Origin of the sequence: Ectothiorhodospira mobilis (genome assembly GCF_016584115.1) — a bacterium.
Classification (GTDB): domain Bacteria; phylum Pseudomonadota; class Gammaproteobacteria; order Ectothiorhodospirales; family Ectothiorhodospiraceae; genus Ectothiorhodospira; species Ectothiorhodospira mobilis.
In genome coordinates this window covers 30,707-55,872 of sequence record NZ_NRSK01000003.1, presented here as the reverse complement: position 1 = coordinate 55,872, position 25,166 = coordinate 30,707, and the positions used below count along the sequence as shown (strand labels likewise).

At 68.3% G+C, this 25,166-nt stretch carries 22 protein-coding genes and 1 other RNA gene; 11 read left to right on the top strand and 12 right to left on the bottom strand.

The window, feature by feature from the left end:
* Nucleotides 1–966 carry a phage late control D family protein gene (locus CKO33_RS02125; RefSeq protein WP_200178863.1) on the top strand — a complete coding sequence of 322 codons (966 nt, stop codon included), beginning with the start codon at nt 1–3 and terminating at the stop codon, nt 964–966.
* A 6-nt stretch (nt 967–972) separates the two neighbouring features.
* Here the strand turns inward: CKO33_RS02125 and CKO33_RS02120 are convergent, their stop codons facing one another.
* The 6 genes from CKO33_RS02120 to purL all read right to left on the bottom strand — a co-directional run bounded on the left by CKO33_RS02120 (nt 973) and on the right by purL (nt 9,193).
* Complete coding sequence (locus CKO33_RS02120; RefSeq protein ID WP_200178861.1) at nt 973–1,416, bottom strand: alkyl hydroperoxide reductase subunit F family protein; 444 nt, start codon at nt 1,414–1,416, stop codon at nt 973–975.
* Nucleotides 1,417–1,528: 112 nt separating this feature from the next.
* A complete protein-coding gene (gene ahpC, locus CKO33_RS02115; RefSeq protein ID WP_200178859.1) occupies nt 1,529–2,092 on the bottom strand; it encodes an alkyl hydroperoxide reductase subunit C in 564 nt (187 codons plus the stop codon).
* Nucleotides 2,093–2,241: 149 nt separating this feature from the next.
* A complete protein-coding gene (locus CKO33_RS02110) occupies nt 2,242–3,705 on the bottom strand; it encodes a nuclease-related domain-containing protein (RefSeq protein ID WP_200178857.1) in 1,464 nt (487 codons plus the stop codon).
* A 189-nt stretch (nt 3,706–3,894) separates the two neighbouring features.
* Nucleotides 3,895–4,626 carry a glycosyltransferase gene (locus tag CKO33_RS02105; protein WP_200178856.1) on the bottom strand — a complete coding sequence of 244 codons (732 nt, stop codon included), beginning with the start codon at nt 4,624–4,626 and terminating at the stop codon, nt 3,895–3,897.
* Nucleotides 4,627–4,655: 29 nt separating this feature from the next.
* Nucleotides 4,656–5,312, bottom strand: coding sequence for a TIGR04282 family arsenosugar biosynthesis glycosyltransferase (locus CKO33_RS02100; protein ID WP_200178854.1), 657 nt, complete (start codon nt 5,310–5,312; stop codon nt 4,656–4,658).
* A gap of 5 nt (nt 5,313–5,317) precedes the next feature.
* Complete coding sequence (gene purL, locus CKO33_RS02095) at nt 5,318–9,193, bottom strand: phosphoribosylformylglycinamidine synthase (RefSeq protein WP_200178851.1); 3,876 nt, start codon at nt 9,191–9,193, stop codon at nt 5,318–5,320.
* Nucleotides 9,194–9,340: 147 nt separating this feature from the next.
* Here purL and ssrA point away from each other — a divergent pair.
* From ssrA to aat, 6 genes are all read left to right on the top strand, one after another.
* Nucleotides 9,341–9,695: a transfer-messenger RNA gene (gene ssrA, locus CKO33_RS02090) on the top strand.
* A gap of 285 nt (nt 9,696–9,980) precedes the next feature.
* Nucleotides 9,981–10,478: a GNAT family N-acetyltransferase gene (locus CKO33_RS02085; protein ID WP_207146415.1), complete on the top strand. Its 498-nt coding sequence runs from the start codon at nt 9,981–9,983 to the stop codon at nt 10,476–10,478.
* An 82-nt stretch (nt 10,479–10,560) separates the two neighbouring features.
* Entirely contained in the window at nt 10,561–12,213 is a 1,653-nt protein-coding gene (locus CKO33_RS02080) for an alpha/beta hydrolase (RefSeq protein WP_200178849.1), read from the top strand.
* 166 nt (nt 12,214–12,379) lie between these two features.
* Complete coding sequence (gene trxB / locus CKO33_RS02075) at nt 12,380–13,330, top strand: thioredoxin-disulfide reductase (protein ID WP_200178847.1); 951 nt, start codon at nt 12,380–12,382, stop codon at nt 13,328–13,330.
* Nucleotides 13,331–13,403: 73 nt separating this feature from the next.
* Nucleotides 13,404–14,570 carry a GNAT family N-acetyltransferase gene (locus CKO33_RS02070; protein ID WP_200178845.1) on the top strand — a complete coding sequence of 389 codons (1,167 nt, stop codon included), beginning with the start codon at nt 13,404–13,406 and terminating at the stop codon, nt 14,568–14,570.
* Nucleotides 14,571–14,664: 94 nt separating this feature from the next.
* On the top strand, nt 14,665–15,399 hold the full coding sequence (gene aat / locus CKO33_RS02065; protein ID WP_200178843.1) for a leucyl/phenylalanyl-tRNA--protein transferase: 735 nt from the start codon (nt 14,665–14,667) through the stop codon (nt 15,397–15,399).
* A gap of 43 nt (nt 15,400–15,442) precedes the next feature.
* Here the strand turns inward: aat and minE are convergent, their stop codons facing one another.
* From minE to minC, 3 genes are read right to left on the bottom strand one after another with little or no spacing between them, the layout of a single operon-like run.
* Nucleotides 15,443–15,703, bottom strand: a complete 261-nt coding sequence (gene minE, locus CKO33_RS02060) for a cell division topological specificity factor MinE (RefSeq protein WP_090486702.1) — start codon at nt 15,701–15,703, stop codon at nt 15,443–15,445.
* 2 nt (nt 15,704–15,705) lie between these two features.
* Nucleotides 15,706–16,515 carry a septum site-determining protein MinD gene (minD, locus tag CKO33_RS02055; RefSeq protein WP_200178841.1) on the bottom strand — a complete coding sequence of 270 codons (810 nt, stop codon included), beginning with the start codon at nt 16,513–16,515 and terminating at the stop codon, nt 15,706–15,708.
* Between the two features lie 28 nt (nt 16,516–16,543).
* A complete protein-coding gene (gene minC / locus CKO33_RS02050; protein WP_200178839.1) occupies nt 16,544–17,290 on the bottom strand; it encodes a septum site-determining protein MinC in 747 nt (248 codons plus the stop codon).
* A 217-nt stretch (nt 17,291–17,507) separates the two neighbouring features.
* Between minC and CKO33_RS02045 the strand changes: the two genes are divergently transcribed.
* The 4 genes from CKO33_RS02045 to CKO33_RS02030 all read left to right on the top strand — a co-directional run bounded on the left by CKO33_RS02045 (nt 17,508) and on the right by CKO33_RS02030 (nt 21,227).
* Entirely contained in the window at nt 17,508–18,872 is a 1,365-nt protein-coding gene (locus tag CKO33_RS02045; protein WP_200178837.1) for an NAD(P)/FAD-dependent oxidoreductase, read from the top strand.
* An 84-nt stretch (nt 18,873–18,956) separates the two neighbouring features.
* A complete protein-coding gene (locus CKO33_RS02040; RefSeq protein WP_200178835.1) occupies nt 18,957–19,376 on the top strand; it encodes a hypothetical protein in 420 nt (139 codons plus the stop codon).
* Between the two features lie 119 nt (nt 19,377–19,495).
* Nucleotides 19,496–19,927 carry a secondary thiamine-phosphate synthase enzyme YjbQ gene (locus tag CKO33_RS02035; RefSeq protein WP_200178834.1) on the top strand — a complete coding sequence of 144 codons (432 nt, stop codon included), beginning with the start codon at nt 19,496–19,498 and terminating at the stop codon, nt 19,925–19,927.
* A 4-nt stretch (nt 19,928–19,931) separates the two neighbouring features.
* Nucleotides 19,932–21,227, top strand: a complete 1,296-nt coding sequence (locus tag CKO33_RS02030; RefSeq protein WP_200178833.1) for a RuBisCO large subunit C-terminal-like domain-containing protein — start codon at nt 19,932–19,934, stop codon at nt 21,225–21,227.
* A gap of 25 nt (nt 21,228–21,252) precedes the next feature.
* Here CKO33_RS02030 and CKO33_RS02025 read toward each other — a convergent pair whose 3' ends face one another.
* The 3 genes from CKO33_RS02025 to CKO33_RS02015 all read right to left on the bottom strand — a co-directional run bounded on the left by CKO33_RS02025 (nt 21,253) and on the right by CKO33_RS02015 (nt 25,156).
* Nucleotides 21,253–22,833 (bottom strand): methyl-accepting chemotaxis protein, encoded by a 1,581-nt coding sequence (locus CKO33_RS02025; protein WP_200178832.1) that lies wholly within the window; start codon nt 22,831–22,833, stop codon nt 21,253–21,255.
* Between the two features lie 56 nt (nt 22,834–22,889).
* Nucleotides 22,890–24,476, bottom strand: a complete 1,587-nt coding sequence (locus CKO33_RS02020; RefSeq protein ID WP_200178831.1) for a methyl-accepting chemotaxis protein — start codon at nt 24,474–24,476, stop codon at nt 22,890–22,892.
* 113 nt (nt 24,477–24,589) lie between these two features.
* Nucleotides 24,590–25,156: an NnrU family protein gene (locus tag CKO33_RS02015; RefSeq protein WP_207146417.1), complete on the bottom strand. Its 567-nt coding sequence runs from the start codon at nt 25,154–25,156 to the stop codon at nt 24,590–24,592.
* Nucleotides 25,157–25,166 lie beyond the last annotated feature (10 nt).

The window sequence follows — 25,166 nt, the reverse complement described above, 5'->3', positions numbered from 1 at the left end:
ATGCAGCCCGCTTTTCGCGTCATAGCAGACGGCCAGGACGTAACGCAACGCATCGCGGATCGCCTGGTGGAGCTTACAGTGTCAGATGAGGCGGGGGGCACGAGTGACACCCTGGATATCCGCCTGGATGACCGCGAGCACGCCATCGAGCTGCCTCGCCGCGGCGCCGAGCTTGAGGTGGCCATCGGGATGGGCGAGGCCAAGACCATGGGGCGGTACGTGGTGGACGAGGTGACCCTGGAGGGGCCGCCGGCCACCCTCTCCATCGCCGCCAAGGCGGCGGATATGCGCCAGTCCCTGAAGAGCCCCAAGACGCGGAGCTGGGACGAGACGACCCTGGGTGACGTGGTGTCGTCCATCGCTGGTGAGCACGGCCTGGAGGCCAAGGTGGCCGCTGAGCTGGCCACCGTGCAGCTCACCCATGTGGACCAGACCGAGGAAAGCGACCTGCACTTGGTCACCCGTCTGGCCCAGCGCCACGGTGCCACCGCCAAGCCGGCCGGTGGCGCTTTGTTGGTGGTCCCGCGCGGCAGCAGCCAGACCGCCAGCGGCCGCACCCTGCCGGCGATGAACATCCAGGGCTCCGAGCTGTCCCGGTGGTCGGTTACCATAGCCGACCGCGAGCGCTACGCCAGCGTGGTGGCCACCTACCACGACCCCGCCAAGGCGGAGCCGGTGGAGATGACGGCTGGCAGCGGAGAGCCAGCCTATCGGCTACGTGACACCTACTCGGACGAGGCGGCCGCCCAGGAGGCGGCAGACGCCCGCTTGCGCGCAGCCAAGCTCGGCGAGGCCACCCTGCGCGCCACGCTGGCCGTGGGCCGCCCCGAGGCGGTCGCAGAGACGCCGATCACTGTGGAGGGGGTGCGGGAGGGTGTGGACGGGGATTGGGTGGCCAAGCGAGTGCGGCACCGGTTCGGGCGGTCCGGCTACACCACCGAGATCGAGGCCGAGGTGCCAGCCTAAACGGTCTCAATCAATTTCGGACGGGTCGCAAAAAATTTTTGCCGGCCTAACGTCCGGGCAGTTCTGACAGGACAGGGAATAGTAGGTCTCGAAGTGCAGGTCTTCGTCCAGGGCCCGGACCCGCTCTGCCTGCGCCTCGCTCACCCGGGGCGGATGCCCGCCCACCTGCAGCAGGGCCAGCACCAGGGAGGTGAACTCGTGCCCCAGGGGGATACCGGCGAAGACCACCCCCGTGTCCTCCCCGGGGCGGCGGATGGAAAAGGACGGGGTTCGGGCATCTTCACCGTCGGTGCGCAGGGTCACCCGCTCCGACAGTTCCGCGATTTCCCGCAGAAGGGCCTCCAGGTCACGGGATTTCTCCCCCGCATCCAGGGTGGCCACCAGCTCCACGGGCTGGCCGATCTTGTCCAGGTGCTGCCTGAGTTGTTCCTTGAGTCGGGCATCCAGCATGCCGGCGGGACCTCATCGTATGGCACTGCGTGGTGGGGGCCCATGCCCCCGGCGTGACGACGCCCGGGAGGGCCCGGGCGTCGTGGGATCCCCATGGGGGAGACGGTGGATCTCAGATCTTGCCCACCAGGTCCAGGGAGGGCTCCAGGGTCTCCTCCCCTTCCTGCCACTTGGCCGGGCAGGCCTCGTTGGGATGGGCCGCCACGTACTGGGCCGCCTTCACCTTGCGCAGCAGCTCCTCGGCATTGCGGCCGATGTTGCCGGCATTGATCTCCACGATCTGGATCTTCCCCTCGGGATCGATGACGAAGGTGCCCCGTTCCGCCAGGCCGTCCGATTCGATCAGCACCTCGAAGTCCCGCGAGATCTGCAGGGTGGGATCGCCGATCATGGGGAACTGCAGCTTGCCGATGGTGGCGGAACTGTCGTGCCAGGCCTTGTGGGTGAAATGGGTGTCCGTGGACACGCTGTAGATCTCCACCCCCAGCCTCTTGAATTCCTCATAATGATCCGCCAGATCCCCCAATTCCGTGGGGCAGACGAAGGTGAAGTCGGCGGGATAGAAGAAGAACACCGACCACTGGCCCTTCAGGCCCTCATCGGTCACCTCGATAAACTCGCCGTTGTGGTAGGCGGTGGCCTTGAAGGGCTTGACCTGGGTGTGGATCAGGGACATGGAATGACCTCCTCGCTGCGTGTGAACAGGGTGCGTTAGATAGTTAGACGCATTCTAACCTACACCCCGGAGGAGACAAATAAGATTTTTTTATGGAAACAACACCCCGCGGGCGGGGCCGCGGGGCGGGATCCGGCCAGTTCCGGGGCCTATTTCAAGACATCCCGGATCTCCCGGGGCCAGGAGAAGGAGCGGTTGCCCCCCTTGCCCCGGGCCCGGCCGCCATGCTGGCGCCCCTTCTGTGTCAACTCCAGATGCCCCTCGGCATCCCGTTGCAGGAAGCCCCGCTCCTGCATCATCTCCAGGAAGGCCGGGGTCTTCATCTTCAGGGAACTGGCGATGCGGGACGAGGGAAGCAGGTCTGCATCGCCCTTGCCGGAGCGGGACGAGGCCTTACCCTGTCCGCCGCTGCCCCGGCCCTTGCCGCGCCCGGCGGGCGATGCCTTCTGCGCGGCAGTGGAGGCGGACGCAGGTGCGGAGGGCTCCCCCTCGCCTGGGACCGCGTCGGGGCGGTCTGCCTCCTGCTGGGAGGGTTGCCCGTCCGCCTGTACGGAATCGGTCCCTGCGGCCAGGGCCGCCTCCCCGGAAGGGGATGCGGGCGGTACCTCGCCCGCTACGGCGGAGGCCTGACCGCCGGCGGACTGCGCCCTGCCCTGTCCACCGCGACCCTTACCCTGGGAACGGCGGGATCGTCCGCCCCCGCCCTTCTTGCGGCCGGGGGCGGCCTGCCCCTCCTCCTGCGCTGGGGTGTCGGCCTTCTCCGGGGCCGCGGGCGGCGCCTCCATGGAGGGCTGGGCCTGGGGCTCCGGGGGGGCCTCCGCGGGTACGGGGGGCTCCTCTTCCGCGGCTGCCTGCGGCGCCGGGGGGATCTGGTCCAGCTCCCAGCGCTCCTGGTAATCCAGGGGCTCCAGTTCATGCAGGTCCGCCAGACCCTGGGCAATGCGCTGCAACGTCTCCCGGTTCACACGGTTGAAGGCCGCCTGCACCGCGTTCACCACCCCCTGGGAGAGGGAGATCTTCTTCAGGCGCTCCCGCTCGTAGTGGCGCACGAACTCACTGAGCTTGAACACCCGGTCCCCCCAGCGGCTGACGTTCTCCACATCCACCTGATCGTCGTCCCCCAGCACCAGGCACACCTCCAGGGAATGGGACATACGCATCCCCAGGCGCCGGGGCCAGGGTTCGGCGGCCAGGATCTTCTCCAGCAGATCGGCCTTCTCGAAGAGTTCGGGGAAGGCACGGCGCACCCCCACCCATTCCTGGCCCTCCTCCGACCAGACGAAGACCTCGCCGAGGGTGTTCACCTTCACCCGCTCGGCCCCCATGAACCCGGAATCCACCAGGGTGAACTGCAGGCTGCGGTTGATGAGCAGATGGTCGATCTCCACCACCTCTTCGCCGTAGGGCAGGCGCAGATCGTGCAGCACGGCCACGTCGTCCGAGAGTTCTCCCAGATGCAGATCCACCGACTCGGCGAACATGTGCAGTGCGTCCTTCAGGTAGATACGCAGCATCTCCGAATCCACCAACCCCGCCTGATCGGGATAGGCCTCCTGGATGCGCTCAAGCTCCATCAGGTGGGGGGACCGATCATCCGGTTGTTTTATCAACATGTGAGACTCCTTGAAGACCGCTCATGGACTGGGCAAAGCCGGGGCGCCGGTGCAGCAACGCCGTGTCCCAACCCTGCAATGGAGATGGAATAACCCGAAAAGTAAAATATTTCCCCCATACAATCAATTACTTATTATTTAAAAACCGGCACATCTCTTGCAGTGCATATTTTGCAGCTGGCGGGGGGATCAGGGACGCTGATACCAGAAGCGGGTGAAGCGCCTGGAGCGCAGGGCGAAGGGGACCAGCAGCAGCACCAGGGCGGTCCACAGGTGCCGCCAGGGGGAGAACCAGCGGGCCTTGCGCCCGGAACTCTGCACCGGATGGGCAAGGATGCGAAAGACCTGGCCACGGCGGCGGCCCTGGCGGGCGAGGCGGCGGGAGAGGAACACTTCCTCGCCGGCATAGACCCGCTCGCTGAAGCCGCCGGCGGCGTCGAAGGCCTCGCGGGTGCAGAAGAGATAGCAACCGGCGGCCAGGCCCAGGGCCATGGACATTTGGTTCCAGAGCACCTGCCCCCAACGGTAGAGGGCCCGATCCAACTGGTCGAGTTGCACCTGTGCCCCGCCGCCGCAGACCTCCCCGCTGCGCAGGGCATGCAGGGTGGCGTTCAGCAGATCCGCATCGGGCCAGGTGTCGGCATCCACGAACAACAGGTAACGCCCCCGGGCCACGGCCGCCCCGGCATTGCGGGCGCGGGCGATGCGGCGTTCCGGCTCGTGGACCACCTGCGCGCCCCGCTCCCGGGCGATGCGGGCCGTGGCATCGCTGGAGGCATTGTCCGTGACGATCACCTCCGCCCGCACCCGGGCCCCGGCACAGGCGGCCTGTACCGCATCCAGGGCACCACCGATCCACTCCGCCTCGTTCCAGGCGGGGAGGATGACGGAGAGTTCGGGGGCCCCGGCGGCGTCCCCCATGGTTCCGGCTGGAGCAGGCCCCGGCAGCGTCATTCGTTCAGGGCCAGGGCCGCCGGGCTGAGCCAGGGATAGTGCTCGCGCAGGGCCTCCCAGTCCTGTGGCGTGCCCAGGTTGTGCCGGGGCGGCAGTTCGTGCCAGCGCCAGCCCAGGGCCTGCAGGCGCGGGCGCAGCTGGGCCATCACCCGGTCCGAGCCCCATTCCAGGGCCTGGAACAGGCCGGGATCGGCGCGGCGCAGGCCCAGCAGCACGCAGCCGCCGTCATGGGCGGGCCCGAGCACGGCATCGGCCCCGGCGCGCAGCTGCGCGGCGGCCTCGCGGAGGTCCTGCACCGTGGTCTCCGGGCAATCGGTACCCATGACCATGGCGGCGGGAAAGCACTCCAGGGCCCGCTCCAGGGCCTCATGAAGGCGGGACTGCAGGTTCACGCCATCCTGGGAGGCCAGGGCCACACCGTAGTCCACCGCCAGCTTGCGCAGGAAGGGATGCTTCCCGTCCGGCGCCCCGTGGATGATCACCGACCCGCAATCGGCGGCACAGGCCACGGTGAGGGTATGGCGCACCAGGGCCTTGTGCACCCGGCAGGCGTCCTCGGCGCCGATGACCGGGATGAGCCGCACCTTGGTGCGCCCGGGCACGGGGGCACGGGTGAAGACGAGGACGGGGATCTCCTGTTCGCGCATGCTCATCCGCCTCAGCCCACCCAGGCCCGGGCGTTGCGGAACAGGCGCATCCAGGGGCCGTCCTCACCCCATTCATCCGGGTGCCAGGAGAACTGGAGGCTGCGAAAGACCCGTTCCGGATGGGGCATCATGAGGGTGACACGACCGTCGTCCGTGGTCAGGCCGGTGATGCCCCCGGGGGAGCCGTTGGGATTGAAGGGGTAGCGCTCCGTGGCCCGCCCGTCATGATCCACGTAGCGCAGGGCCACGGCGGCGGACGCCGCGTCGGCCCCATCGGGGAAGACCACCCGGCCCTCGCCATGGGCCACGGCGATGGGCATGCGTGAACCGGCCATGCCCTGCAGCAGCACGGAGGGGCTGTCCACCACCTCCACCAGGGAGAGGCGGGCCTCGAACTGTTCACTGCGGTTGCGCACGAACCGGGGCCAATGGGCCGCACCGGGGATCAGATCCTTGAGCTGGGAGAGCATCTGGCAGCCGTTGCACACCCCCAGGGCGAAGGTGTCCGGGCGCTGGAAGAAGGCCTCAAAGGCCTCCCGCAGGCGGGCATGGAACAGGATACTCCGGGCCCAGCCGCCCCCGGCCCCGAGGACATCCCCATAGGAGAACCCGCCACAGGCGGCCAGGCCCTGGAACGAGGCAAGATCCACGCGGCCCTCCAGGAGATCGGTCATGTGCACATCCACGGCGGAGAAACCGGCGCGATGGAAGGCGGCGGCCATCTCCAGCTGGCCGTTGACCCCCTGCTCCCGCAGGATGGCCACCCGCGGCCGGGCGCCGGTGTGGACCTGGGGCGCCGGGTCCACAGCGGGATCGAAGGTGAGCCGGGCCGACAGCCCCGGATCGTCGTCCCGGGCCAGGGCCTCGAAGGCCTCCCGGGCACAGTCCGGATCGTCCCGCAGGGCCTGCATGCGGTAGCTGGTCTCGGCCCAGCACTGCTGCAGGGCGGCGCGGGTCTCGGCGAAGACCTCCCGGTGACCGTGACGGAAGACGATGCGCCCGCTGCCGTGCGGGCGGCCGAGGACATGGCTGTGATGGGCCAGACCCGCCTCCTGCAGGGCGGAGAGGACCTCCTCGGTATCCTCGTGGCGCACCTGGATCACCGCCCCCAGCTCCTCGCTGAACAGGGCGGCCACGGGGTCCTCCCCCAGATCGTCCAGGTGCACCTCCATACCGGTGCGACCGGCGAAGGCCATCTCGCAGAGGGTGGCCAGGAGCCCGCCGTCGGAGCGGTCGTGATAGGCCAGCAGGAGGCCCTCCCGGCGCAGGTCCTGGATCACGGCAAAGAAGCGCGCCAGCATCTCCGGATCATCCAGATCCGGGGCGTGGTGCCCCACCTGCCCCAGCACCTGGGCCAGGGCGGAACCCGCCAGGCGGTTATGCCTCTTGCCCAGGTCGATGAGGATCAAGTCCGTATCACCAAGATCGGTGCGCAGCTGCGGCGTCAGGGTCTGGCGGACATCCGCCACCGGGGCGAAGGCGGACACCACCAGCGACAGCGGCGCGGTCATCCCCCGCTCCTCCCCGTCCACCTCCCAGACGGTGCGCATGGACAGGGAATCCTTGCCCACGGGGATGCAGATCCCCAGGCGCGGGCACAGGGCCTCGCCCACGGCGCGCACGGTGTCGAACAGGGCGGCATCCTCGCCGGGATGACCGGCGGCGGCCATCCAGTTGGCCGACAGGCGCACCTGCCCCAGGGCCTCCACCGCCGCCGCGGCGATGTTGGTGATCGCCTCGCCGATGGCCATGCGTCCGGAGGCGGCGGGATGGGCCAGGGCCACCGGGGCGCGCTCCCCCATGGCCATGGCCTCGCCGGTGTAACCTTCATGGTCGCTGGCGGTGACGGCCACGTCCGCCACCGGCACCTGCCAGGGGCCCACCATCTGATCCCGCGCTACCAGGCCGGTGACGCTGCGATCGCCGATGGTGATGAGAAACTCCTTGGAGGCCACCGCCGGCAGGCGCAGCACCCGGCGCACCAGCTCCTCCAGGGCATGCCCGGAGGCATCCACCTCCGGGCGGTGGAAGGTGCGGTGATGCACGTCCCGCAGCATCTTGGGGGGCTTACCCAGGAGCACCTCCATGGGCAGGTCCACCGGATTGTTCTGCCCCTGGGCATCCCCCACCAGCAGATGGCGGTCGGCGGTGGCCGTGCCGATGACGGCATAGGGCGCCCGCTCCCGCTCGCACAGGGCGGCGAACCGCTCCAGGCAGTCGGCGTCCACCGCCAGCACATAGCGCTCCTGGGCCTCATTGCACCAGATCTCCATGGGGGAGAGATCCGCCTCGGCGGAGGGCACGGCGCGCAGCTCGATGCGCCCGCCCCGGCCGGCGTCATCCAGGATCTCCGGCACGGCGTTGGACAGCCCACCGGCCCCCACGTCGTGGATGGAGAGGATGGGGTTGTCCGCCCCCAGGGCGGTACAGCGGTCGATGACCTCCTGGCAGCGGCGCTGCATCTCCGGGTTGCCCCGCTGCACCGAGGCGAAATCCAGGTCCTCGGCGCTCTCCCCGCTGGCCACCGACGAGGCCGCGCCCCCGCCCAGGCCGATGAGCATGGCCGGCCCCCCCAGCACCACGATGGGCGTCCCCTCCGGCAGCGGGGCCTTCTCCACGTGCTCGCGGCGGATACTGCCCATGCCGCCGGCGATCATGATGGGCTTGTGATAGCCCTTGAGCGCCTCGCCGTCGGGCCCCGGGGCCTGCATCTCCAGGGTGCGGAAATAGCCCGCCAGGGCCGGGCGGCCGAACTCGTTATTGAAGGCGGCAGCGCCGATGGGCCCCTCCAGCATGATCTCCAGGGCCGACTCGATACGCCCCGGCCGGCCGAAATCCCGCTCCCAGGGCTGCTCGAAGCCGGGGATGCGCAGGTTGGACACGGAGAACCCGGTAAGCCCCGCCTTGGGCTTCGAGCCGCGGCCGGTGGCCCCCTCGTCGCGGATCTCCCCGCCGGCACCGGTGGCCGCCCCCGGAAAGGGGGAGATGGCCGTGGGGTGGTTGTGGGTCTCCACCTTCATGAGGATGGGCAGATCGCCAGTCACCGGGCGGTATTCCCCCGTGTCGGCATCGGGCATCAGGCGGCGGGCCACGTGACCCTCGATCACCGAGGCATTATCCCGATACGCGGAGAGCACCCCATCCGGGGCCTGATCGTAGGTATTGCGGATCATGGCGAACAGCGTGCGCTCCTGGGGACGGCCGTCGATGATCCAGCTGGCATTGAAGATCTTGTGGCGGCAGTGCTCGGAGTTGGCCTGGGCGAACATCATCAGTTCCACATCCGTGGGATCCCGCCCCAAGGCCTCGTAGGCCTCCACCAGGTAATCCAGCTCGTCCTCGCTCAGGGCCAGGCCCAGCCCGGCATTCACCTCCGCCAGGGTGCGGCGGGGCTCGTCCCCCAGGGGGATCACCCGCAGGGGCCGCGCCGGCGCGGTGGCGAACAGCCCCTCCGCCTCCTCCACGCCGCGCAGCACCGTCTCGGTCATGCGGTCGTGCAACAGGGGCATCAGCGCCTGCAGCGCCCCGTCCTCCAGTGCCCCTTCGCTGTCGATCCAGAAGACCCGCCCACGCTCAACCCGGCGCACCGCCTCCAGGCCGCAGTGGTGGACGATGTCCGTGGCCTTGCTGGACCAGGGGGAGAGGGTGCCCAGGCGCGGCACCACCCACAGGGCCGTACCGCGCCCCTCCGGACCGGGCCCCTCCCCTTCCGTCAGCAGCCGCTCCAGCGTCCCGCGTTCGGCCTCGTCCAGCTCCCGCTCCGTATCGACGAGGTACACAAACCGCGCCGTCACCCCGCACACGGCCGGCACCCGCTGGCGCAGGGCCTGCAGCAGACGCTCACGGCGGAAGGCGGAGAGGGCGGCGGGACCAGAAAGAGACAGCATGGAGTCACCCCGGGGGTTGAAACGGTGGGAAAAGGCCCCAATGATACTGGAAACCACCCGTTCGCGGGTCCCCCCCATGGCGCGGGGATCCCATGGGTAGGTGACACGGAACCAAGGGACGGGTATCCTGTCCAATGGAACAACACCGGGGGCGACCTGGCTTCGACGTGGGTCGCGAAACCTGAGGTGCATGCCGAGGATACAGCTTACCTCGTAAATCATGCTGTAACGCTAATAGTTGCCAACGACGACAACTACGCTCTGGCCGCTTAAAAACCGGTCAGCCACCGACGGGACTTGCTTGTGGGTTCTACTCGGTGGTCATCGCACACAAGCTCGCGGAGCGGACCTGCCCGGGTCCTAACCGTTAAAACCGAGCGGGCTCGCGCCAAGGCATCCTGTCCGTCGGAGGCTGCGGCGTTAACCGAAAAGACGGACTAAGCATGTAGTACCAAGGGCGTAGGTCCTGCGGACGCGGGTTCGATTCCCGCCGCCTCCACCAATCAAGTCGACGAATCAAGCACCTACGGGTGCTTTTTTCGTTTATTGGCCATCCCATTAGCCATTCCCCAAAGCCATACCCGGCCCTGGGAAACCAAAGACACCACATCAGCCGTCCATCCCCGGCACATCAGCGGCCTATTAGCGCCAGCCAGAAAAACGAAAACAGCGCCATCATGGGCGCTGTCCAAGAATCGGGGTCCACTTCTCTGCTGGAGCGCCCCGAGGAGACCAGCGAGGGTTTACGGGACCTGTTTACAAGAAAGGCGCCCTGGGACGCGAGGTGATGTTGCGCGCACCGGAGCCTCTGGCCGCGCAGCATCGGCTGGAGGGTTTTGATTGCGGCAAGCCCGCGCTGAACGACTGGCTGTTGCACCACGCCCGCCAAGCGCAGGGCAGTGGCTCAGCCAAGACCTTTGTCGTTGCCGAAGATGATGGCCGAGTAGCAGGCTACTTCAGCCTGACCGTAGGGCAAGTCGATACGCTGGACGCGCCGGAGCGCATCCGCAAGGGAATGGGGCAGTATCCGTTGCCGGTGGTGATCCTGGCGAGGCTCGCTGTATCGGTAGTGGATCAGGGGCGAGGCATCGGATTTGGCCTGCTACAGGACGCGATTCGCCGTACGATGCTGATTGCTGAGCAGGCCGGTATCCGGGCTATGCTGACCCACCCTATTGATGAACAAGCAGCGCGCTTCTACAACCGGTTTGGGTTCATTGCATCGCCGCTGCGCAAACAGCAATTGCTGCTGCTCTTGAAAGCCGCCCGTCGCTGGGTACGCTGACCATCCCCGCAGGCAGATGCGTTACCCTGTGCCTCAGGCACGTCGTGCCCAGGAAGATCCATCCCCGCGTCCAAGAGTCCTGATGCCCCGGATCCACCCGCTTTCCACCGTCGGCCTGCTGGTCGGCACCCTGTTTTTCGCCTTCTCCCTCACGCCCAGCCTCATCCCCCGGCCGTTTGTCTTTCAGGGCATCCTCGGGGGGCTGTCCTTTACGGCGGGCTATGCCATCGGCGCCGGATTGACGGGTCTGTGGCGCTATCTGCAACTGCCGGGGTACGCCGGACCGGGTCGGCGCGTCCTACGCTGGGGAGTGGCCATCGCCTGCGCCCTGGTGGCGGCGCTGTTCATCTGGGATGCCCCCGGCTGGCAGGACTCGGTGCGCCGGCAGATGGGACTGGCGCCGGTGGAGGGTGTGCAGCCCCTCGGGGTCGCGGCCCTCGGTGTGACGGTGTTCGCCGCCGCCCTGCTCTTCGCCCGGCTCTTCCGGCATACCTTCCGCTTTCTCTCGGGGCGGCTGCAGCGCTTCATCCCCGTGCGGGTGGCCCATCTGCTGGGCACCCTGGCGGCGGTGGTGATCTTCTGGGGGGTGCTGGATGGCGTGCTGTTGAAGATGGCCCTGCGCGCGGCGGACAACTCCTACCAGCAGGTGGATGCCCTCATCGAGGCGGATCAGGAGCGCCCCCGGGTGCCGGTGCGCACCGGCAGCCCCATCTCCGCCGTCGACTGGGAGGATCTGGGTCACCAGGGGCGCAGCTTCGTCACCTCCGGCCCCACGGCTGAAGACCTGGAGGCCTTTTTCGGCGCACCGACCCCCACCCCCATCCGTGTCTATGTGGGGCTCAACGCCGCCGAAACCCCTGAGGCCCGGGCGCAACTGGCCCTGGAGGAGCTGCGCCGCACCGGGGCCTTCGAGCGCGCGGTGCTGATCCTGGCCACCCCCACCGGCACCGGCTGGATCGATCCCGGTGCCATGGCGGCCGTCGAGTACCTGCACCGGGGCGACACCGCCACGGTGACGGCGCAGTACTCCTATCTGCCCAGCCCCCTGGCCCTGATGCTGGAGGGGGACTACGGCGTGGAGACCGCGCGGGCCCTGTTCGAGGCGGTCTACGGCCACTGGCGGGAACTGCCAAAAGACGAGCGCCCCGAGTTGTACCTGCACGGCCTGAGTCTCGGGGCCCTGAATTCCGACCGCTCCTTCGATCTCTACGATGTCATCCAGGATCCCTTCGACGGCGTCCTCTGGAGCGGCCCCCCGTTTCGCAGCGCCACCTGGCGCACCGTCACCCAGCGCCGCGACCCGGACAGCCCCGCCTGGCTGCCTGAGTTTCGCGAGGGCGAGGTGGTGCGCTTCATGAACCAGTACACGGATCTCACGAGCCCCGATGCCCCCTGGGGCCCGTTCCGCATCGCCTTTTTGCAGTACGCCAGCGACCCCATCACCTTCTTCTCCCCGAGCATCTTCTACCGCAGGCCGGACTGGCTGCGGCCACCCCGGGGGCCGGATGTGTCGCCGGAATTGCGCTGGTATCCCGTGGTCACGGGCCTGCAGCTGGCCGCCGATATCGCCGCCGGCGGCGCGCCCCCCGGCTACGGGCATACCTATGCGGTCGAGGACTATGTCGATGCCTGGCACGGGCTCACCGGGCCGAAAGGGTGGAATGCCCGGGCCATCGCAGGCCTGAAGGCGCACCTGAAGCGACAGCTGCCCCCGGATCAGGTCCAGGGTCCCTAGCCCCGCGGATACATCCGAGAGGGACCCATCCACTGGATCTGCCCCACCGTCCCTGGCCAGACCTTGCCGGCCACCTTTACGCTCACGGGGGCAATTGAGTAGATTACTGGGAAAATTTTCGGCCCCGGTCCGCCCGGGGCCTCCTGCCTTTGGAGAACCTTGAGCCATGAGTGAGACCCGACATAGCCGTTTGCTGATCCTGGGCTCCGGCCCCGCCGGCTACACCGCCGCGGTATACGCCGCCCGGGCCAACCTCAACCCGCTGCTCATCACCGGCCTGGAACAGGGTGGCCAGCTGACCACCACCACAGAGGTGGACAACTGGCCCGGCGATCCCGAGGGGGTGCAGGGCCCCGAGCTCATGAACCGCATGCGCCAGCATGCGGAGCAGTTCAACACCGAGATCGTCTTCGACCATATCCACACCGCGGAGCTGGGGCAGCGCCCCTTCCGCCTCACCGGCGATGCCGGCAGCTACAGCTGCGATGCCCTGATCATCGCCACCGGGGCCTCGGCCATGTACCTGGGTCTGCCCTCGGAGGAGATGTACAAGGGCCGCGGTGTCTCCGCCTGCGCCACCTGCGATGGCTTCTTCTATCGCGGCCAGAAGGTGGCGGTGATCGGCGGCGGCAACACCGCCGTGGAAGAGGCCCTGTACCTTTCCAACATCGCCGAGCACGTCACCCTGGTGCACCGGCGTGACCGCCTGCGGGCGGAGAAGATCCTGCAGGACCGCCTTTTCGAACGGGAACGGGAGGGCAAGATCTCCATCGCCTGGGATCACGTCCTGGACGAGGTCCTGGGGGACCGTTCCGGGGTCACCGGCATGCGCATCCGCCATGTACAGACCGGGGAGACCCGGGACTTGGAACTGCAGGGGGTCTTCGTGGCCATCGGCCACAAGCCCAACACCGATCTCTTCGAGGGACAGCTGGAGATGGACTATGGCTACATCCGGGTGAAAAGCGGGCTGGAGGGCAACGCCACCGCCACCAGCGTGCCCGGTGTCTTCGCCGCGGGGGATGTCATGGACCAGGTCTACCGCCAGGCGGTCACCTCCGCCGCCACCGGCTGCATGGCCGCCCTGGACGCCGAACGCTACCTGGAATCCCTCTGAGTCGCTGAAGGGGCCGCCCGGAACGGCGCGGCCCCGGCAGGGTCAGAATCAGGCAAGCCCCGGAGACCCTGCCATGGCCGAGATCCCCGCCCCCCTGGAACGATCCGTGTGCGACCGCCTGGACGCGGTTTCCCCCAGGGAATGGGATCGCCTGGGTGGCGAAGACGACCCCTTCCTCAGCCATGCCTTCCTCTCGGCCCTGGAGCGTCACGATTGTCTGGGCCCGGCGTTCGGCTGGTATCCCCGCCACCTGCTGCTGCGCGAGCCCGGCGGCCCCCTGGTGGCCGCCCTGCCCCTCTATATCAAGACCAACAACTACGGTGAATTCGTCTTCGACTGGACCTGGGAACAGGCCTGGCAGCGGGCCGGACTGGCCTACTACCCCAAGCTGGTGAGCGCCGTGCCCTACACCCCGGCCAGCGGCCGCCGCCTGCTGGTGCATCCCCAGCGCCCCGCCGGGCCCCTGCGCCGCACCCTGGTGCAACAGGCCATGGCATTCACCCAGGCCCAGGGCCTGTCCGGGCTGCATTGGCTGTTCACGGACGCCGCCGACACCCGTGCCCTGGAGGCGGAGGGTCTGGCCCTGCGCATGGGGTGCCAGTATCACTGGCACAACCGCGGCTACCGGGATTTTGAGGATTTCCTCGCAGGCTTTACCTCGAAACGGCGCAAGAACGTGCACCGGGAGCGGCGCCGGGTGCGGGAACAGGGCATCGAACTGCGCGTCCTCCACGGGGACGAGGCGGACGAGGGCCACTGGGTGTGGTTCCACGGCTTGTACGAGGATACCTTCCGGCGCAAGGGGGGTATCCCCACCCTCACCCTGCCCTTCTTCCTTGAGACGGCCCGCACCCTGGGGCGCCGGGTGGTGCTGATCCTGGCCGAGAGCGGGGAACGGCCCGTGGCCGCCGCCCTGTGCTACCGCGGCCGGGACACCCTCTACGGCCGCTACTGGGGCTGCCATGAGGAGCACGACGGACTGCACTTCGAGGCCTGCTACTACCAGGGGATCGACTACTGCATCCGCGAGGGCCTGGCCCGGTTCGAGCCCGGGGCCCAGGGGGAGCACAAGATCGGCCGGGGATTCCTGCCCACCCCCACCTGGTCGGCCCACTGGATCCGGGAACCGGGGCTGCGGGAGGCAGTGGCCGCCTACTGCCGCGAGGAGCGCACGGCCATGGAGGCCCGGTGTGACGCCCTCATGGGCCTTTCCCCCTTCCGCCGGGAGGCGGCCCCATAAAAATGCGGGATGCGGAACCGGCCCTTTCCAGCGCGCAGACGGCGGGCGATACTGGTAAGACATGTTCCCTGCATCCCAACAGGACGTCCAGGCCATGTCTGGCAGCAACCAAGTCTACTCCCTCACCTGGCTGCATCCCGGCCGGAGCGACGAGCCCTTCCCGCCGGTGGAACAGGCCCTGCGCGAGCCCAACGGGCTGCTGGCCGCCGGCGGGGACCTGAGCCTGCCCCGCCTGCTCAACGCCTACCGCCACGGGATCTTCCCCTGGTACGAGGCGGGCCAGCCCATCCTGTGGTGGTCCCCCGATCCCCGCACCGTGCTCTATCCCGACCGGGTACAGGTGCGCCGCAGTCTGAGAAAGACCCTGCGCAACGCCGGTTTCCGGGTCACCTTCGATCAGGCCTTCGCCGACGTCATCAAGGGCTGCGCCGGCCCCCGGCGCGGAGTGCACGGCACCTGGATCACCTACGGCATGCAGCAGGCCTTTTTGCAGATGCACCGCGCCGGCTATGCCCATTCTGTGGAGGTGTGGCGGGACGGCGCCCTGGTGGGGGGGCTCTACGGGGTGGGGCTGGGCCGGGTCTTCTTCGGGGAATCCATGTTCAGCCGGGAACGGGACGCCTCCAAGGTGGCCCTGGTGAGCCTGTGCCGCCATCTGGAGCACTGGGGCTATCCGTTGATCGACTGCCAGACCCCCTCGGATCACATCCTGCGCATGGGGGCAGAATCCATGGCCCGCCACCGCTTCAGTGCCCGTCTGGATCAGCTCTGTGCCGTCCCCGGCCGGCCCGCCCCATGGTCGGTGGACGAGACCCTGAGCATCGTCTGAAGCCGGCCCGGGCAGGCCATCACCCTACCCTGGGATTGGCGGATTATTGCCGGTCCCCCAGGGTGATGTTCACCTCCAGGATCTCGCAGTTGCCCTGGTTTTCCAGGTTCATCTGCACTGCCTCGTCATCCACCTGCACGTACTTGCGGATCACCTCCAGCAGCTCCCGGTGCAGGGCCGGCAGGTAGTCGGGCCCCGAGCGGCTGCTGCGCTCCCGGGCCACGATCACCTGCAGACGTTCCTTGGCCACCTGGGCGCTGGACGGCTTCTGGGAGCGGAAGTAGTCGAAGATCCCCTTCATCACGATCACCCCTTGAACAGGCGTCCGAAGATGCCCTTCTTCTGGGCGGTGAGAAAGCGGTGCGGGCGCTCCTCGCCGAGGAAGCGCGCCACGGCGTCTCGGTAGGCCTGGCCGGCGTCGGATTCCTGATCCAGCACCACCGGCATGCCGGCATTGGAGGCATTGAGCACCGCCTGGGATTCGGGGATCACCCCCAGCATCTGGATGGAGAGGATCTCCTGCACGTCCTCCACGCTGAGCATCTCCCCCTTGTCCACCCGGTCCGGGGCATAGCGGGTGATGAGCAGATGCGCCGGGATGGGATCCTCCCCCTGCTCGGCCCGTCGCGTCTTGCTGGCCAGGATGCCCAGCATGCGGTCCGAATCGCGCACGCTGGAGACCTCGGGGTTGGTCACGACAATGGCCTCGTCGGCGAAATAGGAGGCCATGAGGGCACCCCGCTCGATCCCGGCCGGGCTGTCGCAGATGATGTAGTCGAAGTCTTTGGAGAGTTCCTGCAGCACCTGCTCCACCCCCTCCTGGGTGAGGGCCTCCTTGTCCCGGGTCTGGGACGCGGGGAGGATGTAGAGTCCCTCCGTGCGCTTATCCTTGATCATTGCCTGGCGCAGGCTGGCATCGCCGTTGATCACATTGACGAAATCGTAGACCACGCGCCGCTCGCAGCCCATGATCAGGTCCAGATTACGCAGGCCCACATCGAAATCCACCACGGCGGTCTTGTGGCCCTCCAGGGCCAGCCCCGTGGCCACGGCGGCCGACGTGGTGGTCTTTCCCACACCTCCCTTGCCCGAGGTAATGACGACTATGCGTGCCATAGAGCCTGCATCTCCCGATGTTTGGACACTAAATTTCGGTAATCCGGATGGCTTCGCCACAAAGGGTGACGACCCGGTTCTCCCCACGTTCGGCGTCGAGGATATCCTCTGCAATACGGTAATGTCCGGCAATGGATACCAATTCTGCCTCCAGGCGGCGACAGAAGATGCGCGCCCCGGCCTGCCCCCGGACCCCCGCCAGGGCCTTGCCCCGCAGGACGCCGTAGACATGGATGTGCCCATCCGCCAGAAGCTCGGCCCCGGCGGATACGGCACCGGTGATCACCAGATCGCCGCCGCGGGCATAGACCTGCTGGCCGGAGCGCACCGGCTGATCCACCAGCAGGGAGGGACTGTGGGGCGCGGGGGGCGGGGGTGAATCCTCATCCCCTGCCGCCTGCCCCTTCTCCGGGGCGGGCGGCGCGGCACGCAGGGGCACCTCCCCCCCCGCGCGGGAGCCCATGCTGATCAGGGGCAGTCCGGCGCGTCCGGCCAGGGGTTCGGAGACCCCGTTCCTCTGCAGGCCGATGAGCTTCACCCCATGGGTGCGCAGCGTGTCCAGCAGGGAAAGCAGATCCTGCTCCGCCATCCCGGCCATGGCCTCCAGGTCCACCACCACCGGCATGTCCCGCATGAGTTCGGGGGCCTCCCCCATGCGTGCCTCCAGGGCCTGGTGCAGCGCGTGGGCATCGCTGGGGTGCAGCCGGAGGATGGACACCAGGAGCATCCGACCCTTGAACTCGATCGGCTGAATGGTGCTGGGATTGGCGGTCATAAAGGGTTCTCTTGCAGTTGCGGGGCCCTTCCCCGTCGGAAACATATGCCTTGCAGGCGGCGCATTGTAACGATTCACGGCCCGGGACGCGCGGACGACATGTTAATATGCTTATAATGGCCGCCGCATTGGCGTGTGCTAGAAAATCCAACACCGGGCATCGCACCGATCCCCCGGAGATGCGCCGGCCACCTAGAGCTATGGAGTGAAGTCAGTTATGAGCCAAGACGACAAGAAGATCCGAGCCGCCGTCCATCGCGCCCTGGAATCCTCCGGCATGTCGCGCCGGAACTTCCTGCGGCTCTCCGGGGGCGGGGCGCTGATGGCAGGGGCCACCGCCAGCGGTCTCCTCGTATCCCGCCCTGCGCGGGCCGTACCCACCAGCGCGCGCATCGTCATCGTCGGCGCCGGCGCCGCGGGCCTGTCTTCCGCCTCACGGCTGTCGCGGGAGCTGGACGGGGCCCGCATCACCATCATCGACCGCCAGGAGGCCCATTATTACCAGCCGGGGCTGACCCTGGTGGCCTCGGGGCTGTGGGGGGCGGACAAGGTCACGGACCGCAACGCGCGCTACCTCCCCTCCGATGTGGAATGGGTCCACGACATGGTGGCGGAATACGACCCGGACAACAACCGGGTGATGACCGAGGACGGCCGAACGGTGGAATACGACTACCTGCTGGTCACCACCGGGCTGCAGATCAACTATTCCGACATCGAGGGCATGTCCCGGGATCTCATCGGCCAGCACGGCATCGGCTGTGTCTACGACCGCCCCGACACCGCCCAGGCCACCTGGCAGGCCATCGACCGCTTCACCACCGAGGGGGGCGTGGGCCTGTTCACCCGGGCACCGGGGGCCATCAAATGCGCCGGGGCGCCGCTGAAGATGACCATGCTCACCGAGAACCGGCTCAATGAGCGCGGCACCCGCGACCGGGCCGAGATGCATTACCTGCCCCCGGCCAGGAGCCTGTTCTCCCAGCCGGACATCCATGACTTCCTCACCGAGCACCTGCCCGGCCGGGGCATCCAGATCGACTGGGATCACCCCCTCAAGGCCATCGACCCGGGCGCCCGCACCGCCACCTTCGCCACCCCCGAGGGGGACCGCACCCTGGACTACGATTTCATCCACGTGGTGCCCCCCATGAGCGCCCCGGATGCGCTGCGCAACAGCCCCCTGGCCGCCCCGGCGGAGAGCAAGTTCGCGGGCTGGCTGGAGGTGGACCAGTACGAACTGCAGCACCTGCGCTATGCCAATGTCTTCGGCGCAGGGGACGTCAACGGTGTGCCCATCGGCAAGACCTCCGCCAGCGTCAAGGCACAGGTGCCCGTGGCGGTGGAGAACCTGATCCAGACCATCCAGGACAAGGAGAACACGGCCCGCTACAACGGCTACACCTCCTGCCCCCTGATCACCCGGGTGGGCCGCGCCATCCTGCTGGAATTCGACTACGACCTGAAGATGATCCCGTCCTTCCCCATCATCACCCCCTACGAGCCCCGCTGGACCTCATGGCTGATGAAGGATTACCTGCTGCTGCCGGCCTACCGCGCCATGCTCCGCGGCCGCATCTGAGGCGGACTCATCTCATGATCCGGTGCGGGCCATGGCGATGCCTGCCCCGCGCCGTGCCCAAAAAGACTGCAAGAGGAACGCATCATGGCCTTTTCGATCACTGGCATCCTGTTCGTCATGCTGGAATTCTTCCGCGGCATGCTCTGGTTTCTGATCCCCCTGATCCTGCTGGACCTGATCCTGCTGGGGTGGTACTTCAAGCGCATCTCCGGGCGCCGCAACAAGGCGGGCCTGGCCATCAAGACCTCCATCGGCTTTGGCGTGTTCGCCTTCGTGCTCACCCTGATCCTGCTGCCGGGCTCCACCCATGCCACCTGGGGTGATCTGATCGGCTGGATCGACTACTTCTCCCTGATCCTGGTGAGCCTGGGCATGGGCGCCGCCGGCGCGGTGGCCATCTTCCCGGTGATGCTGCACCTGGTGGGCATCGGTCCGCGCAAGCAGTCCGCCCAGCGGCCCCAGGCCTCGCGCCCCGAGCAGGCCAGCGGGGAAAACGCCGGCTGATCCTGTGCCCCGGCACGATCCTGCGGGGGGAAGGGGCGGACGGCCTCTCCCCCCGCTTGACACCCCCGGGCGCCCCGGCTAGCTTCATCTGCCGGCCCATCTCCCCTCCCCCGCATCCCATGCACACCGTCCAGTACAGCATTCCCCTGGTCACCCAGGCCCCCATCCAGATCCTGGATGTGACCGAAGCGGTGCGCGAACATCACCGCCAGAGCGGCATCCGCAACGGCAGCGTCACCCTCCTCTCCCGGCACACCACGGCCTTCGTCAATCTCAACGAGAAGGAACCGCGGCTGCAGGAGGACATGCTCACCCACCTCAAGCGCCTGGTGCCAAGGGACGGGGACTACCGCCACAACGAGGCCCCGGTGGACGGCCGGGACAATGCCCATGCCCATCTCATGGGTCTGTTCATGAACGCCTCCGAGACCCTGCCCATCCTGGACGGCGAGCTCTGCCTGGGGCAGTGGCAGTCCATCTTCTTCATCGAGCTGGACGGCCCCCGGCCGGAGCGCCGGCTCCTCGCCCATTTCACCGGCAGCCGGGAGTGACCCCATGGACGCCCGCGACCTGGAAGGTTTTTTCACCACTCCCGGCGGCATCGACCCCGAGGATCACCTGATCCTGGACTACGAACTGGAATGCGTGGGGGATCCCCGCTTCGCCGCCGCCCACCTGTGCAGCGAGCAGTCCACAGCCCAGTGGCGCCGCGTGGGGGTGGACGAGGACCTGCGACCCCGTTTCGGGGCCAAGGTGCTGGAACTGGAGGTGCTGGAGCGGCGGGAACGGCCGAGCTATCCCCTGGAGCAGGGCCCCGAGGGGCCGGTGCACGCCTGCCGTGTACGCATCGCCCATCCCCACGGGAATTTCGGCCCGCGCCTGCCCAACCTGCTCTCCGCCGTCTGCGGCGAGGGCCCCTTTTTCACCCCCGGGGTGCCCCTGATCAAGCTCATGGACATCCATTTCCCCGGCTGTTTCCTGGAACACTTCCAGGGACCGCAGTTCGGTGTCCAGGGCCTGCGCGAACGGCTCAACGCCTTCCATCGCCCCCTCTTCTTCGGCGTGATCAAGCCCAACATCGGCCTGCCGCCGGATGCCTTCTCCGAGATCGGCCGCGAGGCCTGGATGGGGGGGCTGGACATCGCCAAGGACGACGAGATGCTGGCGGACCCGGAGTGGTCCCCCCTGGCGGAGCGCTGCCGCCATCTGGGGGCCGCCCGCCGGGAGGCGGAGGCGGCCACCGGCGATCCCAAGATCTACCTGGCCAACATCACCGACGAGGTGGACCGGCTGGTGGAACTGCACGACCTGGCGGTGGAGCGGGGGGCCAACGCGGTAATGGTCAATGCCCTGCCGGTGGGTCTGTCCGGCGTGCGCATGCTGCGCCGCCATGCCCGCGTGCCCCTGGTGGCCCACTTCCCCTTCATCGCCGCCTTCAGCCGTCTGCCCCGTTACGGCATCCACAGCCGGGTGATGACCCGGCTGCAGCGCCTGGCGGGATGCGACGTCATCATCATGCCGGGCTTTGGCCCGCGCATGATGACCAGTGAGGCGGAGGTGATGGCCAACGTGCGCGCCTGCCTGGAGCCCATGGGGAACCTCCGCCCCGCCCTGCCGGTACCCGGGGGCAGCGACTCCGCCGCCACCCTGGAGGGGGTGTATCAAAAGCTGGGCACGGTGGACTTTGGCTTTGTCCCCGGCCGCGGCGTCTTCGGTCATCCCCAGGGCCCCCGGGCGGGGGCCGCCAGCCTGCGCCAGGCCTGGGACGCCATCACCGCGGGCGTGCCGGTGCAGACCCATGCCCGGGAACACGAGGCCCTGGCCCGGGCCCTGGAGGCCTTCGGCGGCTGAAGATCCCGCCCCGGCACCTTCCCGGCTAGGTCCGGCGGTTCCAGAACTGCGCCGCCAGCACCTCCAGGTGCTGGGACAGGGTCTCCAGTTCGCCGGCGGAGCGTTCGATGTCCATGATGGACTGGGCGTTGCCATCGGCCGAGGCGCGGATGTTGGAGATGCTGTTGTTGATCTCCTCGCTGACGCTGCGCTGTTCGTCCACCGCCGTGGCGATCTGCACGCTCATCTCGCTGATGGCGCTCACGTTGCGGGTGATCTCCTCCAGGGACCGCGCCGCCCCGTCCGCCTGGCCCACGCTGCGCTCCGCCTGCTCCCGGCTCTGGCCCATCACCTGCACCGAGGAATGGGCCCCCGCCTGCAGCTTCTCGATCATGCCGCGGATCTCCTCCGTGGCCCCCTGAGTGCGGGAGGCCAGGCTGCGCACCTCGTCCGCCACCACGGCAAAACCCCGGCCCTGCTCCCCGGCACGCGCCGCCTCGATGGCGGCGTTCAGGGCCAGCAGGTTGGTCTGCTCGGCGATCTCGCGGATCACGTCCACCACCGTGCTGATCTCCTCGCTGCGCTGCTCCAGGCCGTGGATCGCCTCGGTGGCCTTCTCCACCTCATCGGTGAGCTGGCCGATGGCCTCCCCGGTGGAGACCACCACACGGCGTCCCTGGGCGGCGCTGCCGTCGGCGGATTCCGCCGAATCGGCGGTCTCCTGGGCGTTGCGCGCCACCTCCTGGATGCTGGCAGCCATCTCGTTCACCGCCGTGGCCACCTGATCCGTCTCCGACTGCTGGCGCAGGATCTCCTCCCGGGCATGCCCCACCACCCCGGCCATCTCCCGGATCTGCGCCGTCAGGCGCCGTGTGGCCTCCGCCACCCGGCCCACCGCCGCCCCGGTCTCCGCCGAGAGCATGTCCAGGGCGAAGGCCACCTCGCCGTACTCATCCGTGCGTCGCGTGTAGATGTACTGGCAGAGGGGATCGTGCACCACGGCCCGGGCCCGGTCCCGCAGGCGCATGAGCGGCCGCGTGGCCCATCCGGCCCAGGCCCCGGACAGGGCCAGGAACAGCGCCGCCGCCAGCAGCATCGGCCCCGCCGGGGCCCCGGCCAGGAGCCCCGCCACCGTCCCCAGCAGCGCCGCCCCCCCCAGGGCGGCGGCCAGACGCGCCCGTACCCCCTTCAGGGGCAGACGCAGGGCCAGGGGCAGGCGCCCGGCGTTGATGCCGGCGTAGACGGCCTCCGCCCGCTCCACCCGTTCCCTGGGGGGGCGGGTGCGCACCGACTGGTACTCCGCGATGCGCCCGTCCCGGCGGATGGGCATCACGTAGGCGCTCACCCAGTAGTGATCCCCGTTCTTGCAACGGTTCTTCACCATGCCCATCCACGGGCGCCCGGCCTTGATGGTGTCCCACAGGTCCTGGAAGGCGGCGGGCGGCATGTCCGGATGGCGCACCACGTTATGGTTCTTATGCAGCAACTCCTCTTCGGAGAAGCCGCTCACCTCCACAAAGTCCCGGTTCACGTCCGTGATGATGCCCTTGAGATCCGTGGTGGAGAGGATGTTGGTGCTTTCGGGAAAGGTCTTCTCCTTCCCGGTCACCGGATGGTTTTTCTTCATGCTATCCCCCGAAGGGCGTACCTGCCCCGGTGCCGCGGGGCGGGACGCGGCCTGCCTCAATCTTTACCGATGCGGTCCCAGAACTGCTTGGCCAGCACCCGAAGATCCCCCGAGAGCCCCGCCACGCCGGTGACCGCCTGCTCGATGCGCTCGCTATCCTGGGCATTGCTGTCGGCATGCTCACGGATGCGGGTGACGCTCTGGTTGATGTCCTCGCTGGCGGTGCTCTGCTGATCCACCGCGGCGGCGATGCGGGCGCTCATGTCGGTGATGGCGGACACCCGTTCGGCGATGGCCTCCAGGGAACAGGCCGCCTCCCGGGACTGCTGCACACTGTGATCCGCCTGGCCACGGCCCCGCTGCATCACCTCGGCGGAGGAATGGGCCGCCTCCTGCAAGCGCTCGATGGTGTCGCGGATCTTCTGGGTGGATTCATGGGTGCGGGAGGCCAGGCCGCGCACCTCGTCCGCCACCACGGCGAACCCCTTGCCGTGCTCGCCGGCCCGGGCCGCCTCGATGGAGGCGTTCAGGGCCAGCATGTTGGTCTGTTCGGCGATGCCCCGGATCACATCCAGCACGGCGCCGATCTCGCCGGTGCTGCCCTCCAGTTCCTGGATCACCGAGGCGGCCCGTTCCACCTCCCGGGCCAGTTCCCCGATGGCCTCCCCGGCCTCCTTCACCACGCCGCTGCCATCTTCGGAACTGCCGGCCGCCGCATGGGCCGCATCCGCCGCATGCTGGGCGTTGCGCGCCACCTCCTGGACGCTGGCGGTCATCTCGTTCACCGCCGTGGCCACCTGATCCGTCTCCGCCTGCTGGCGCAGGATACCCTCCCGGGTGCTGCGCACGGCGGCCACCATGCCGTCGGCATGACCGGAAAGGTGGACGGCGGCATCGGCCACACGCCCCACCGCAGCCCCGGTCTCCGCAGCCAGCATGCGCAGGGCGAACTCGATCTCTCCGTATTCATCCATGCGCCGCGTGTAGACGTACTGACCCAGGGGGTTGTGGGCCACCTCCCGGGCGCGGGTGCGCAGGCCGGACAGGGGGGCCGTGAGACCGGCGGCGGCCAGCCCGCCGGCCAGGGCGGCCACAGCCAGTCCCAGGGCCACACCACCGGAGGCAGCCCCCAGGGGCAACAGGGCCAGAAGGGCCACCGGCGCGGCCAGCAGCACCCCCAGGGGCAGCAGCCAGCGCATGGCCAGCCGGGGCAGGCGCAGGGCCAGCGGGGTATGCCCCGCCATGATGCGCGCGTAGACCGCCTCCGCCCGATGCACCAGATCGCGATGCGGGCGGGTGCGTACCGACTGGTATTCCGCAATGCGTCCCTCCCGGCGGATGGGCATCACATAGGCGCTCACCCAGTAATGATCGCCGTTCTTGCAACGGTTCTTGACCATGCCCATCCAGGGGCGTCCGGCCTTAAGGCAGGCCCAGAGCTCCCGGAAGGCCTCGGGGGGCATATCCGGATGGCGGATGATGTTGTGATTGCGGCCCAGCAGTTCGTCCCGGTCGAAGCCGCTGATGTCCACGAAGTCGTCATTGACGTAGGTGATGGCACCCTTCAGGTCCGTGGTGGAGAGGATGTTCGCGCTGGACGCGAAGGGGCATTCCCTGCCTGTGACCGGCAGATTCTTCTTCATGGATGGTCAGACCCCCTGAGATTCACCAATGGCCGCCGAATCGTATATGCCGCCCCGGGCACGGCCCGGGACGGCATCGGGCGGCGGGGCCTGCCCGGCAGGCCCTGTGCGGGTCACATCACGGGCCGTCCGATGAGCCACATGTGCAGGAAGAACACAAAGGCCAGGTATCCGGCCAGACCTGCGGCCACAGTGATGGCATCCGCCTTGAGGTTAGCGGCAGCAGGGGTCGATCCCTGAAGTGCATCCCGCTTGCGGGCCGCGCGGAAGGAGAGGATGGCCCAGACCAGGAAGGAACCGAACAGGAGGATGTCGGCGAGGCTGCCATTGCTCAGCAGATGCCCCAGGGCCCAGGCCTTCACGGCGATGACCATGGGATGACCCACCCAGGCCTTGATGTGATTGCCCGGGACGTAGGCCGCCGCCAGGAAGACGAAGGCCACCAGGGAGAACAAGGCGTTGACATGAAAGGTCCAGCCCGGCGGCACCCAGAGCACCACGGGCTGGGCCCTGGCCATGCCAAAGCCCCAGACGATGAGGACAAAGCCCACCAGGGAGACCAGGGAGACGATCCCCGTCCACCCCTTTTCCCCGAACTGCTGGATACGCGCGGCACGCCAGTCCTCGGCGAAGATGCGCAGGGAATGTGTGCCCAGGAACAGCACCAGGCCCAGAATCATCACGATCACG

Coding starts and splice junctions, on each gene's coding strand:
- CKO33_RS02125 (WP_200178863.1), top strand. CDS start 1: ATGCAGCCCGCTTTTCGCGTCATAGCAGACGGCCAGGACGTAACGCAA.
- CKO33_RS02120 (WP_200178861.1), bottom strand. CDS start 1,416: ATGCTGGATGCCCGACTCAAGGAACAACTCAGGCAGCACCTGGACAAG.
- ahpC (WP_200178859.1), bottom strand. CDS start 2,092: ATGTCCCTGATCCACACCCAGGTCAAGCCCTTCAAGGCCACCGCCTAC.
- CKO33_RS02110 (WP_200178857.1), bottom strand. CDS start 3,705: ATGTTGATAAAACAACCGGATGATCGGTCCCCCCACCTGATGGAGCTT.
- CKO33_RS02105 (WP_200178856.1), bottom strand. CDS start 4,626: ATGGGGGACGCCGCCGGGGCCCCCGAACTCTCCGTCATCCTCCCCGCC.
- CKO33_RS02100 (WP_200178854.1), bottom strand. CDS start 5,312: ATGAGCATGCGCGAACAGGAGATCCCCGTCCTCGTCTTCACCCGTGCC.
- purL (WP_200178851.1), bottom strand. CDS start 9,193: ATGCTGTCTCTTTCTGGTCCCGCCGCCCTCTCCGCCTTCCGCCGTGAG.
- CKO33_RS02085 (WP_207146415.1), top strand. CDS start 9,981: ATGTTGCGCGCACCGGAGCCTCTGGCCGCGCAGCATCGGCTGGAGGGT.
- CKO33_RS02080 (WP_200178849.1), top strand. CDS start 10,561: ATGCCCCGGATCCACCCGCTTTCCACCGTCGGCCTGCTGGTCGGCACC.
- trxB (WP_200178847.1), top strand. CDS start 12,380: ATGAGTGAGACCCGACATAGCCGTTTGCTGATCCTGGGCTCCGGCCCC.
- CKO33_RS02070 (WP_200178845.1), top strand. CDS start 13,404: ATGGCCGAGATCCCCGCCCCCCTGGAACGATCCGTGTGCGACCGCCTG.
- aat (WP_200178843.1), top strand. CDS start 14,665: ATGTCTGGCAGCAACCAAGTCTACTCCCTCACCTGGCTGCATCCCGGC.
- minD (WP_200178841.1), bottom strand. CDS start 16,515: ATGGCACGCATAGTCGTCATTACCTCGGGCAAGGGAGGTGTGGGAAAG.
- minC (WP_200178839.1), bottom strand. CDS start 17,290: ATGACCGCCAATCCCAGCACCATTCAGCCGATCGAGTTCAAGGGTCGG.
- CKO33_RS02045 (WP_200178837.1), top strand. CDS start 17,508: ATGAGCCAAGACGACAAGAAGATCCGAGCCGCCGTCCATCGCGCCCTG.
- CKO33_RS02040 (WP_200178835.1), top strand. CDS start 18,957: ATGGCCTTTTCGATCACTGGCATCCTGTTCGTCATGCTGGAATTCTTC.
- CKO33_RS02035 (WP_200178834.1), top strand. CDS start 19,496: ATGCACACCGTCCAGTACAGCATTCCCCTGGTCACCCAGGCCCCCATC.
- CKO33_RS02030 (WP_200178833.1), top strand. CDS start 19,932: ATGGACGCCCGCGACCTGGAAGGTTTTTTCACCACTCCCGGCGGCATC.
- CKO33_RS02025 (WP_200178832.1), bottom strand. CDS start 22,833: ATGAAGAAAAACCATCCGGTGACCGGGAAGGAGAAGACCTTTCCCGAA.
- CKO33_RS02020 (WP_200178831.1), bottom strand. CDS start 24,476: ATGAAGAAGAATCTGCCGGTCACAGGCAGGGAATGCCCCTTCGCGTCC.
- CKO33_RS02015 (WP_207146417.1), bottom strand. CDS start 25,156: ATGATTCTGGGCCTGGTGCTGTTCCTGGGCACACATTCCCTGCGCATC.